The organism is uncultured Ruegeria sp., from assembly GCF_947497005.1.
Taxonomy (GTDB): Bacteria; Pseudomonadota; Alphaproteobacteria; order Rhodobacterales; family Rhodobacteraceae; genus Ruegeria.
The window spans coordinates 123357-135137 of the sequence record NZ_CANMFF010000013.1 but is presented as its reverse complement, the minus strand read 5'-3'; the positions used below and the strand labels follow the sequence as shown (position 1 = coordinate 135137).

Below are 11781 nucleotides of genomic sequence, written 5' to 3'. Positions count from 1 at the left end.
GCAATTAGTGAGCCCAACTCATCAATAAGGTTGTCATGCTTCCATCCCTTTCCGCGTTGCGTGCTTTTGATGCCGCTGCAAAAACCGGCAGTTTCCGCGCGGCGGCCGAGCGGCTCGCGGTAACGCCGACCGCGATCAGCCATCATATTCGTGGGTTGGAAGATCAGCTTGGAACGCTTCTGTTTGAACGGGCGGGGCGCGAGGTCAGGCTGACGGAGGACGGGATGCGTCTGGCTGAAACAACCTCGCAGGCCTACGGAATGTTGGAAGAGACTGTCGAGTCCCTTCGCAGAGCATCGCGTAAGGTAGTTCGCCTTGCCGCAGGTCCAATTTTCACGGCGCGCTGGCTGATGCCGCGGGTCAGCGACTTGTGGCAGAGGTTTCCCGGCATCGACCTTGAGGTGGTGCCAACCTATCGACCACGCATGGATGATCAGACCCAGTCGGATATTGTAATCAGTTGGCAGCGCCTTGCGGACATGCCCCGCAGCGCAACCAAACTTCTGGAGCTGCGCCCTGTCGCTATTGCCAGCGAAAGATATATCAATCTGCACGGCCCGATCAGCGCGCCGAAGGATTTGCTGACCAAACCCATCCTACACCAGCGAAACCACTGGGGATGGCTGGACTGGTTTGCTGCGCTGAATGTGCAGCCCGAGGCGCCACTCGTGGGCGTTGTGTTCGAAGATGCCAACGTTTTGTTGCGCGGTGCCGCCGAGGGTCAGGGCGCAGTGGTCGGCTGGTTGCCCTTGATTGATCAGGACCTAAGGGAAGGCCGGGTTGTTCGTCTGTTCGATGAAGATATCACGCCAACGCACGGGTATTTTGTCGAAGCGCAAGACGGAAGCCGAAACAGGCGCGAGATTCAGAAAGTGATCGAGTGGTTGGTTTCGCAAGGTTGAACCGATCAGACGCCTGAGCGCTCTTGCTTTGGTTCACTTGTTGGCGGTTGATCGCCGGAGAATATTTGGTCGAAACAAGACGACTGGTATGCACAAGAAGTTTGACGGAAAAATATCAGTCTGCTTTCAATCGGTACAGAGTTTCACCGCTTGTCTCAATTTCGGAGCGTCGCATGCCCAACGATATTGCAACCGATCTGCCATTGGCGATTCCATCGCCAGACAGCGAGGTTGACCACCTGACGCCTGAAGCTCCGGAAAAGGGCGGGTTTTCATGAGCCGCGATGCCCTGCTGCAGCCGTATCAGCTGAAGCATCTGACCCTGAAAAACAGGATCATGACGACCAGCCATGAGCCTGCCTATCCCGAAGATGGCATGCCCAAAGAACGCTACCGCGCCTATCATGAGATACGTGCAAAAGCAGGTGTGGCGATGACAATGACTGCGGGCTCTGCCACCGTCAGTCGCGACAGCCCGCCGGTGTTCAACAACATCCTTGCCTACAAGGATGAAGTCGTGCGCTGGATGGCAGAACTGACCGATGCCTGCCACGCTCACGGCTGCGCTGTGATGATCCAGCTGACCCATCTGGGGCGGCGAACGGGATGGAACAAAGGCGACTGGCTGCCATCCGTCTCGTCATCGCATTATCGCGAACCGGCACACCGGGCCTTTGCCAAAAAGATGGAAGATCATGATATCGAGCGGATCGTGACCGATTACGCCGATGCCGCCGAACGTATGCTGGCCGCGGGTCTCGACGGGATTGAGTTGCAAGCCTACGGCCACCTGATCGATCAATTCTGGTCCCCTCTCACCAACACGATGGACGCGCCTTATAGCGGCAACCTCGACAACAGGCTGCGGTTCGGCTTCATGGTTCTGGATGCAATCCGTGACCGTGTCGGGAACGATTTCATCGTCGGCGTCCGCTACACCGCAGATGAGATAGAAAAGGGCGGCATCACCCAGACAGAAGGGCTGGAGATCGCCAGAAGGTTGCGAGACAGCGGACATGTCGATTTCCTGAACGTTATTCGCGGGCGCATTCATACAGACCCGGCGATGACGGATGTGATCCCGGTACAAGGAATGAAAAGCGCACCACATCTGGATTTTGCCGGGCAAGTGCGGGCTGAAATCGGGATGCCGACCTTCCACGCGTCGCGCATTCCGGATGTGGCGACTGCACGACATGCAGTGGCGTCCGGCTTGCTGGATATGGTCGGCATGACCCGGGCGCATATGGCCGACCCGATGATCGTTTCTAAGATTCAGGCCGGTCAGGAAGACGCCATCCGACCCTGCGTTGGCGCTACTTACTGCCTGGATCGGATTTATCAGGCCGGTGAAGCGCTGTGCATTCATAACCCTGCCACCGGGCGCGAATTGTCGATGCCCCACGTGATCCCCACAGCCGAAACGCGCCGTCGGGCGGTCATTGTGGGTGCAGGCCCAGGCGGGCTGGAAGCGGCGCGCGTGGCAGCAGAGCGCGGGCATGATGTTACGGTGCTGGAGGCCGCCGCTGAGCCTGGCGGTCAGGTTCGTCTGACCGCGCAATCCCGGCGACGGGCCGAGATGATTGGGATCATCGATTGGCGCATGGCACAATGTGCCGCGCGAAATGTGAAATTCCACTTCAACATATTTGCAGAGATCGATGATATCACGTCTCTTTCACCGGATATGGTCGTGATCGCAACTGGGGGGTTGCCTGAGACGTCAATTCTGGAAACCGGCAACGAACTGGCGGTTTCAGCGTGGGATATCCTTTCAGGCGACGTGCAACCGGGTGAGAACGTTCTGATCTACGATGATGCAGGAGACCACCCCGCCTTGATGGCCGCCGAGATTATCGCTGAAACAGGTACGCGGGTTGAGATCATGACGCGCGACCGCAGCTTTGCGCCTGAGATCATGGGTATGAATCTGGTGCCTTACATGCGCGCGCTGCAAAAAACGGGGGCCGTGTTCACTGTCACCCGGACGCTGAAATCGTTGAAGCGATCAGGTAACCAACTAGAAGCCGCCATAGGGACGGATTACTCGGATCTGGTAGAAAAACGCATTTATGATCAGGTCATTGTCAATCAGGGCACCTTGCCGTTGGATGATCTCTATTTCGACCTGAAACCGCTGTCGAAAAACCGTGGGGCAGTGGATCATGATGCTTTGGTCGCCAGCGCAGGAAACGTGTTTCCACAAACAGACCCAGAGGCTGAATTTGATCTTTATCGCATCGGAGACGCTGTCTCGTCGCGCAACATACACGCGGCCATCTATGACGCGCTGCGGCTGGGCCTCCGGTGGTGACATCATCAGACAACAGCTTTGCCACAAAGATTACCTGCTACAATTCACATATCGAACCGGGTGTGCGCCCAAGTAACAAGGACCGGAAATGAGCAATATAGAGGTCATCGAAACCGTTTGGATCCCGCTGCCGGATGGTACAAATCTTGCAGCGCGCCTTTGGTTGCCGGAAAGTGCGAACAGCAACCCTCTGCCCTGTATCCTCGAATACATCCCTTATCGCCGCCGGGACAGAACCCGGATGCGAGACGAAAGCATGCATCCGCATTTTGCAGCCGCCGGGTACGCATCGATCCGCGTCGACATTCGGGGCTACGGTGACAGCGAAGGCGTCGCCGAAGATGAATATTCGCATCAGGAGATTCGGGATGGCCACGACATCATCCAGTGGATTGCCGATCAGGACTGGTGCGATGGAAATGTCGGAATGTTTGGCAAAAGCTGGGGTGCGTACAACGCGTTTCAGGTGGCCGCGACCCGCCCCCCGGCGCTGAAGGCGATTGCACCGGTGATGGGTACGGATGACCGGTGGCGCGAAGACATTCACTTTTACGGCGGTTGCCTGGCCAACGACAATTTCTGGTGGGGCTCGATCATGCAACTCTATAACGTTCTGCCGCCGGACCCAGAGGTTGTCGGCGCGGACCGCTGGATCGACATGTGGCGCGAGCGATTGGAAGAAGCTGAATTCTGGCCTGCCAAGTGGCTGGAACACCAAACTCATGACGAGATGTGGCGGCGCGGTTCGATCTGCGAGAATTATTCTGACGTCGAAGTGCCGGTCTACTTTTTTGGCGGGTGGATGGATCTATATCGCGACACACCGTTCCGCATTGCCGAACATCTCAGCGGACCGGTTAAGATCCTGATGGGCCCCTGGGCACATCTTTACCCGCATGAAGGGGTGCCGGGTCCCAAAGCTGATTTTGTAGGAGAGGTGATCCGATTTTGGGATCACTGGTTGAAGGGTATCGACACTGGATTGATGGATGAACCGCCCTTGCGGTTTTTCCTGCAAGACAGTGCAGCGCCGACCGGCACTCATATAGAACGCAAGGGGCGATGGATCGAAGAGCCGAGCTGGCCGTCACCGAATGTCGCAAATCAGGCCCTGTGGCTGAATGAACTGGCACTGGAGGAAAAACCCGCTTCCGGAGCGACGCTTTCGATTTGCTCGCCTCAGAACTTCGGGGCTGCTGCGGGCGATATGTGCTCTTTCGCCATTCCCGGGGACATGGCAGCGGACTGCCGGATCGATGCCGGCGGGGCGCTGCAGTTCACAGGCGCACCACTTGAAGACGCGCTTGATATTTTGGGGCAGCCTTCTGTCGATTTGACAATGTCAGCAGATCAGACCCAGGGCTTTGTCGCGACGCTGTTGGTGGATAAGGCCCCAGATGGCGCGCAAACGCTGATTGCGCGGGGTTTCTGCAACCTCAACCACCGGATCAGCGACACCGTGCCCACACCGATCACACCCGGTGAAGAGATGACGGTAACTGTTCCGATGTATGGAACTGGTTATCGGGTTTTACCGGGTCATCGCATTGTCTTGCAAATCGCGTCGACCTATTGGCCCGTTCTTTGGCCCGCACCTGAACCGGTAACGCTCACAATCAGGCCGGGTAGCTCGCACCTGACCCTGCCGATCCGCAGTCAGGATACTGAAGCATCGGAACCACGTCCACTGCCGGAGCCGAAAGCACCCGCTGTCGCTCCCAGAAAGACAAAAGTGCGCTCGGGCTCGATGGAGCGCTCGGTCAACACAGACCTGACTAATGGCGAGATGACGCACAGGTTTTTCCTGGACGGAGGCGTCTTTGGGCCCGTAGGCGATTTCCGCCTCGACGATATTGGAACGGTGCTGAGCGACGTGTCAGATCGGAAGTATACGATCCATCCGGGCGACCCGCTGTCGGCTGTTGCCACGATGGAACAAACCGCCGGTTTCGACCGCGAGGACTGGTCGGCCAAGATCTGGACCTTTTCCGAACAGCGGGCGACGGCCACCGAATTTCATTTAACCTCGCGCCTGAAGGCATGGTCAGGAGACGAGATGATCTTTGAGGAAGAACACACGCATGTCATCCCTCGCAATGGAATGTAGCTAAATACACTGTCGAAGCGCCGTGACGTGTGCGGAACACGTCTCGGCATGTCAAAGTCGGCTCCTTGTATCGCTCAGAATCCCAATGCACTCCCGGATTTGATGGTGTCCATAGATACGAAGGTTTTAAACTTTCGAATATTGCCGTTTTCAAAGAATATCCGGCGGGTGAAATCTTCGTAGATCGCCATGTTTTCTACGACCACGACAACCATGAAATCCACTTCACCGGTTACGTAATAGCACTGTTGGACTTCCGGCGCGTTTAGCAGTGTTTTCTTGACCGCATCTATCTCGTCGGGGGTTTCGCTGACCAACTCCAGTTCAACGAATATTGTAAGCTGAAGACCCACAGTCGCAGGATCAACAATGGCCACATTGGCACTGATCACACCTTCCGCTTCCATCCGGCGGATGCGACGCTGCACGGACGGCGCGGACAGATTCACGGCTTCGCCAATCTTGTGTTGCGTGGTTCTGTTGTCTGTCTGCAAAATCCGCAGGATCGCGCGGTCAAAATCGTCCAATTGTGTCATATGAAAGAAACTTGCATGATTTGTGTCAAACTAGAGCCCTTTTTTCAGGTCGTTTGCAATAAACTTGTTTCAATCACTTGAGGCAACACGTCGAAGAGGAAGAATTGCCATGACCGCTTTGACAGAAAACCTGCGTGCATTGCGCCACGAATTTCATCGTAACCCCGAGCTTGGGTTTCAGGAAGACTGGACCAAGGCGCGGATTGCTGAACACCTGCGAAGCCTTGGCATCGAAGTGCATGAAGGTGTCGGTGTTGTTGGCGTTTTAAAGTCGGGTGTTGGTAACCGGGCTATCGGGCTGCGTGCGGATTTCGACGCGCTACCCATCGCCGAGGTCAATACGTTTGACTACAAGTCGCAAAACGAAGGCGTCATGCATGCTTGCGGCCATGATGGGCACACAACCATGCTGCTTGGTGCAGCCGAGATGTTGGCCAAAGACCCGAGCTTCGACGGCACGGTTGTTTTCCTGTTTCAGCCCAACGAAGAGCACGGGTTGGGTGCAAGGGCGATGATCAATGAGGGTGTTTTGCAGCACTTCCCGATTGACGAGGTTTACGGCGCCCACAATCTGCCGGGTGAGCCTGTTGGGCGGGTTTCCACCCGTGCCGGAGTGATCTGTTGCAGTGAAAGCCTGTTCGAGATCACGATCACCGGTCAGGGCGGCCATGCTTCGATGCCCCATGTCGGGCGCGAAACGATCACACCCGCAGCGGAACTGGTTCTGGCCTTGCAAACCATTGTCTCGAGAAAACTTGCGCCCTCATCCGGCGCGGTGGTTTCGGTGACCGAGTTCATCACGGACGGGCAGCGCAATGTTCTTCCGGGGCACACCGTTTTGAAAGGTGACGCGCGGGCCATGTCACCGGATGACCGCAAGCTGATCGAGCACAACATGCGTCAGATCGCGGCGGGTGTGGCCCAAAGCCATGGTGTCGACGTGACGGTGGGTTTCCGCAACGTGTTCATTGAGGCAATCAATGACACCGATGGCGCATCGCACGTTGTTTCGGCGGCGGCGGCTGTGGGACTGGAGGTGGACGGAGACCGGTCCGCCATGTCTTTTTCCGAAGATTTCGCTGAGTTCGCCGCCGCTGTGCCCGGGTGTTTCCTGCTTATTGGAAACGGGACCGAAGGGTCGAATGGCCGCCCGCTGCACTCGGCTGATTACGATTTCAACGACCAATTGCTCCCGCTGGGCGCAAATCTTTGGGCAGAGCTGGTGCGGCAGCGCCTGCCGCTGAAACCCTGACAGGACATACGACCATGAACAAGACCATCGCCTACCAGGCGGGCCAGCCGGATTTTGGCCCAGCTTCTGAAACTGTGTTGACACGGCTGGATTTCGATCGCGCCACCAAGGAGATCGCGCAATGGGAGGGGTATGGGCCTACCCCTTTGCACCCCCTGCCCGCGTTGGCGGCCGAGATTGGCGTGGCGGAAATCCGCTACAAGGATGAAGGCCCTCGGTTTGGTTTGGGCAGTTTCAAAGCACTGGGTGGCGCATTTGCTGCTTTGCGTGTCCTGCAACGTGAAGTATCGCGAAGGACAGGCAGGGAAGTTTCCCTGAAAGAAATCCGTGCTGGCAGCTTTGCTGATGACGTTGCCATGATCACGCTTGTTTCGGCAACCGATGGCAATCATGGTCGTTCCCTCGCCTGGGGGTGCAAGCGGTTTGGCGCACCTTGTCGGATATACATTCACGCAGAGGTCAGTGAAGGCCGCGCGCAGGCCATGCGCGATCTGGGGGCTGAGGTTGTGCGCATCGATGGCGACTACGACGCCTCGGTTGAACAGTGTCGGCGGGAGGCCGAAGAGAACGGCTGGTTCGTTGTCTCGGACACATCCTGGCCCGGCTATACGGACCCGCCGCGCGACGTGATGTCTGGCTACGGCGTCATGGTCAAAGAAGTCGTGGATTCATTGGACACCGCACCAACACATGTCTTTCTGCAAGGTGGCGTGGGCGGGCTCGCTGCGGCTGTGGCGGCTGCCTTGCGTCAGGCTTGGGGCGATTCCGCTCCGCGCGTTGTGGTAGTGGAACCGCTTTTGGCTGCATGTTTGTTCGCAAGCGCAAAACAAGGGCAAGCCGCGTCTGTTCAGATCGATGAAGAAACCATTATGGCAGGTTTGTCCTGCGGCGTGCCTTCTCCGATGGCGTGGGAGATATTGCACAGCGAAGCTTCGGACTTTCTGACAATCGGCGACGAGCTGATCCCGCCAACCGTCCGCCGACTGGCACGTCCGCAAGGCGGAGATCCGGTGATCGAAGCCGGAGAGAGCGGCGTTGCCGGATTGGCCGCATTGATTGAAGCAGTTGGTAACCCGGAACTTGTCAAGAAGCTTGGTTTGACGGCGCAGTCACGTGTTTTGACAATTGGCTCCGAGGGCGTGACGGATCCTGATATCTATGCCCGGATCATGCAGGATGATGCCTAGCTTTACCGCAATTCGAGCCAGAGCAAAGGGCAGTTATCGCAGCCAAAAGACCGATTGAATTGCCCGCTGAGTGGCGGATGTTCGATGCACTGGCCTGCAATAGCAGAGTTCCAGCAAACGACATCCCAATGTCGTAGGGGTTATATACAGGTTTGACCCGCCAGCTTAGCGGTTGGCCATGATACGCGCATTAAATGAAAACTGGGCACTGTTCCTGGGGATGTTCATGCTGATGGTTGCCAACGGCCTGTTGGCAACCCTGCTGACGATCCGTGGGGCCAGTCTGGGTTTCAGTGATTTCACGATTTCCATCATGCAGGCGAGCTATCCTTTGGGCGCGCTGGCCGGGACTGCGCTGGCCCCCCGGCTGGTCGAAAACGTCGGGCATATTCGGGCGTTTTCCGCCCTTGCCTCGCTGGTCTCAATTGCGGCCATTGTGCATCTGTTGACCAGCGATGCGATCAGCTGGAGCGTGATGCGTCTGTTGGGCGGGTTTTGCTACCCGGGGCTTTATGTCATCACCGAAAGCTGGCTGAACGCGAAATCCGAAAACAACATGCGCGCTCAGATTCTATCGTTGTATTTCATTATCCAGCTTGCAGGCCCTGCCCTCGGCACTGCCATTGTCGGTTTTCCTGACCCCACTGGAAACCTTTTGTTTGGCCTTGTTTCCATTCTGATTTCGCTTTCGATTGTTCCGCTTCTTTTGTCTGGCAACAAAGCGCCCGAATATGCCGCGCCGGAGCGCATGTCGGTTCCTGTGCTGTACAAGGTTTCGCCCATTGCCGTCATCGGGATTGTTATGGTCAGTGTCGGTGTCGCGGCCTCTTACATCTCGTTACCGCTTTATGCCCTGCAACAAGGCTTTACTGCGGCACAGGCGTCCGGGGCGCTTGTTGTCGCGCTGATCGCCGGTGCAGTGGTTCAATACCCGATCGGCTGGCTTTCTGATCACACAGACCGGCGCTATGTCATCATTGGGTTGGGCATTATTACGACTCTTTCCAGCCTTTGGATGGCCGTCGATACATCGCCGTCACATATCGTCTATGGCTTTGGCCTGATCGCAATTGGACTGTATCCCGGCTATTCTATTTTGACAGCGCACGCCAATGACCAGCTCAAGCTGTCTCAGATCGTTCCGGCCAGTGGCACAATGGTATTGTTGCTGAATGTTGGTTTGCTTGTGGGTACGATGATGGGACCGAATTCCATCTCTTTGTTTGGCGGACGGGGTCTTCAGTTTCTTCTGGCGGGTATTGGCCTTGCGGTCGCCCTGTTAGCGTTGATCCGACGCGTTCAGGTTGCCGCGCCCACTGACACCGGCGATGTGCAGGTTGTGGGGATTATCGGCACCGGGCAACCCGGGGTTCTGCAGGCCGAGACCTGGGTTCAGGAAGAAGAAACCAAGGCAAACGCGGATATTTCATGAGGGTTTTGGCGCTGGTGCTATGAAATGTCGACGTTATCCGTCAAGGAACTAGCCACCAATTCATCAATGAACGCACGAAGGATCGAGCGTCGTTTCGCGTCGGGTTCGGCCAATACAGCGTAATAGGAATACGGCAAGGGCAGCCCCGGATCACCAATGTGGAAACGACGCACATCGGTGATCCGGGCGTCGATGAGCGTTCTTGGAACCAGTGCAACCCCCACACCCTGTTCCGCCAACGCACAGGCAATTACAGCTCCACCCACCCGCAACCCTTTCCGAACGCTGGGCCGTCGCACAATTTGAGCATTGCGAAACCAGTTGGCCCAGGTCGGGTGCGAGGCATATTGCTCACCCCAGTCAGTATGGATCAGCAGATGGTCCGAGACGTTTTCCATCCCCGAGCCCGAAATGTGTCTTTCAAAAAAGTCCTTCATGCAAAAGGGATAGGCTGTGTCCTTAAACAAAGGAATGTGCTCATGCTGTGGGTAAAGATGGTTTTCGCTGGTAATGCGCAGATCGGTGCGGGTGTCCCGTAGATTGACCGGATCGGCCTCGATGCGCAGGTCAATTCCTGTGTCCGGGAAACGGGCCCGAAGCCGCGCCATGGCGGGCGCAACCCGGTTTTCGGCCAGAGATTGAATTGTACTGACAGTTATGCGGGATCGGGCTTCGATCTCCATCAGATTTTCTGTTGCACTGGAAATAGCGGTCAGAGCCTCCGAGATCACAGGGTAATACATCCGACCGGCATCCGTCATTAGAAGGCGGTTGTTCAATCTACGAAACAGTTTCTTGCCAAGGTATTCCTCGGCGTTCTTGACCTGCATACTGACTGCCGCAGGTGATACGCCGAGCTCTGAAGCGGCTTGTGTGAACCCACCTTGCCGCACCGTGGCTTCAAAGGCTTTAAGCGCGTTTAGCGGTGGAAGGCGCATCACAATGACCCTCTTTGAATCAGTAATTCTGATTCAAGATTTACATTTTTCGGTCTGTATTGGCACCCCGGAACCGCCATCATAGTAAAAAAAGGAGCGGCGGATATGGCACGAATTGAGATTGAATATCTGGGTCAGCCGGAAGTTGACCAGGTGGCACTGAGCAATGATGACATTCTGAGCGCGGTCGAACAGACCCTGATTGCTGCCGGACAAAACAAGACGGTCATCGAACCCCGGATGCACCTCACGCCTGATCCGGCTTTCAACGGGCATTTCAATGTTTTGCGCGGATATGTTGAACCGTTGGGTTACGCGGGCGTCAAGGTCGTCGGAGATTACGTCGACAATTACAAACAGGGCTTGCCGTCGGAACTGGCACTGCTGAACCTGTTTTGCCCCCGCACCGGAGCACCACGCGCAGTTATCGATGCTGCGGGCATCACCGACATGCGGACCGGGGCACTGACGGCGTTGGGCGCCAAGTGGCTTGCACCGAAGAATCCGAAGGTTCTGGGCCATGTCGGTGCGCGCGGTACGTCATATTGGAATGTACGGTTGCTGGATCACCTTTTTGACTTCGATGAAATCCGGGTTCACTCCCGTCGTCCGGAAAGCCGGGAAGCATTTGCTCAACGATTGCGCGAGGATTTAGGTAAGGACGTGATCGTCACGACCGACTGGCAAAGCTGCCTGGAGAAAGCCGATATTCTGGTCGAAGCGACGCGCCTGAACGCACCGACTCCCATCTTTGATCGGTCTTGGGTCAGGAAAGGCGCCTATGTCGTCCCCTACGGGACCATGAGCACGCTGCCAATCAATTTCACTGACGGGTTCGACAAGTTGGTCATGGATGACCTCGGGCAGATGCGCGCCGGTCATCTGGGCGCGCTCAGACCGCAGATCGATGCAGGGATTGTCAGCGAAACGTCGTTTTATGCGGAGATCGGCGAGATCGCCGCAGGTCTGAAGCCCGGCCGCGAAAGCGACGAGGAAACCATTCTGTTCTGGCACCGGGGCATGTCCACCAGCGATATTGCGCTGGGGTCGAAAATTCTTGAGCGGGCTCGGGATTTGGGGATCGTGCAGAACCTGCTGTACCGGGATGCGTGA

Annotated in this window: 9 protein-coding genes; 7 read left to right on the top strand and 2 right to left on the bottom strand. The window is 56.6% G+C overall.

From position 1 onward, the window contains the following. The first annotated feature begins 35 nt into the window (after positions 1–35). The 3 genes from Q0816_RS18005 (at position 36) to Q0816_RS17995 (ending at position 5323) form a co-directional block, all read left to right on the top strand. Positions 36–902 (top strand): LysR family transcriptional regulator, encoded by an 867-nt coding sequence (locus Q0816_RS18005; protein WP_298853184.1) that lies wholly within the window; start codon positions 36–38, stop codon positions 900–902. A gap of 274 nt (positions 903–1176) precedes the next feature. Then, the gene (locus Q0816_RS18000) at positions 1177–3216 is read left to right on the top strand and encodes an NADH:flavin oxidoreductase (RefSeq protein ID WP_298853182.1); all 2040 of its coding nucleotides are present in this window, start codon (positions 1177–1179) and stop codon (positions 3214–3216) included. 88 nt (positions 3217–3304) lie between these two features. After that, positions 3305–5323 carry a CocE/NonD family hydrolase gene (locus Q0816_RS17995; protein WP_298853180.1) on the top strand — a complete coding sequence of 673 codons (2019 nt, stop codon included), beginning with the start codon at positions 3305–3307 and terminating at the stop codon, positions 5321–5323. Between the two features lie 74 nt (positions 5324–5397). Here the strand turns inward: Q0816_RS17995 and Q0816_RS17990 are convergent, their stop codons facing one another. After that, entirely contained in the window at positions 5398–5859 is a 462-nt protein-coding gene (locus Q0816_RS17990) for an Lrp/AsnC family transcriptional regulator (protein ID WP_298853178.1), read from the bottom strand. A gap of 109 nt (positions 5860–5968) precedes the next feature. On the opposite strand from Q0816_RS17990, the gene Q0816_RS17985 reads away from it, so the two are divergent. The 3 genes from Q0816_RS17985 (at position 5969) to Q0816_RS17975 (ending at position 9730) form a co-directional block, all read left to right on the top strand. Further along, positions 5969–7111 (top strand): amidohydrolase, encoded by a 1143-nt coding sequence (locus Q0816_RS17985; protein WP_298853177.1) that lies wholly within the window; start codon positions 5969–5971, stop codon positions 7109–7111. Positions 7112–7125: 14 nt separating this feature from the next. After that, positions 7126–8298, top strand: coding sequence for a diaminopropionate ammonia-lyase (locus Q0816_RS17980; protein WP_298853176.1), 1173 nt, complete (start codon positions 7126–7128; stop codon positions 8296–8298). A 178-nt stretch (positions 8299–8476) separates the two neighbouring features. Next, a complete protein-coding gene (locus Q0816_RS17975; protein WP_298853175.1) occupies positions 8477–9730 on the top strand; it encodes an MFS transporter in 1254 nt (417 codons plus the stop codon). A gap of 17 nt (positions 9731–9747) precedes the next feature. Here Q0816_RS17975 and Q0816_RS17970 read toward each other — a convergent pair whose 3' ends face one another. After that, the gene (locus Q0816_RS17970) at positions 9748–10668 is read right to left on the bottom strand and encodes a LysR substrate-binding domain-containing protein (RefSeq protein ID WP_298853220.1); all 921 of its coding nucleotides are present in this window, start codon (positions 10666–10668) and stop codon (positions 9748–9750) included. Positions 10669–10773: 105 nt separating this feature from the next. Here Q0816_RS17970 and Q0816_RS17965 point away from each other — a divergent pair, with 105 nt between their 5' ends. After that, positions 10774–11781, top strand: coding sequence for an ornithine cyclodeaminase family protein (locus Q0816_RS17965; protein ID WP_298853171.1), 1008 nt, complete (start codon positions 10774–10776; stop codon positions 11779–11781).

What these genes read in the sequence shown, in the direction of transcription:
- Q0816_RS17975 (WP_298853175.1), top strand. Translation starts at nt 8,477, where the DNA reads ATGATACGCGCATTAAATGAAAACTGGGCACTGTTCCTGGGGATGTTC.
- Q0816_RS17995 (WP_298853180.1), top strand. Translation starts at nt 3,305, where the DNA reads ATGAGCAATATAGAGGTCATCGAAACCGTTTGGATCCCGCTGCCGGAT.
- Q0816_RS17990 (WP_298853178.1), bottom strand. Translation starts at nt 5,859, where the DNA reads ATGACACAATTGGACGATTTTGACCGCGCGATCCTGCGGATTTTGCAG.
- Q0816_RS17970 (WP_298853220.1), bottom strand. Translation starts at nt 10,668, where the DNA reads ATGCGCCTTCCACCGCTAAACGCGCTTAAAGCCTTTGAAGCCACGGTG.
- Q0816_RS18005 (WP_298853184.1), top strand. Translation starts at nt 36, where the DNA reads ATGCTTCCATCCCTTTCCGCGTTGCGTGCTTTTGATGCCGCTGCAAAA.
- Q0816_RS17965 (WP_298853171.1), top strand. Translation starts at nt 10,774, where the DNA reads ATGGCACGAATTGAGATTGAATATCTGGGTCAGCCGGAAGTTGACCAG.
- Q0816_RS17980 (WP_298853176.1), top strand. Translation starts at nt 7,126, where the DNA reads ATGAACAAGACCATCGCCTACCAGGCGGGCCAGCCGGATTTTGGCCCA.
- Q0816_RS17985 (WP_298853177.1), top strand. Translation starts at nt 5,969, where the DNA reads ATGACCGCTTTGACAGAAAACCTGCGTGCATTGCGCCACGAATTTCAT.
- Q0816_RS18000 (WP_298853182.1), top strand. Translation starts at nt 1,177, where the DNA reads ATGAGCCGCGATGCCCTGCTGCAGCCGTATCAGCTGAAGCATCTGACC.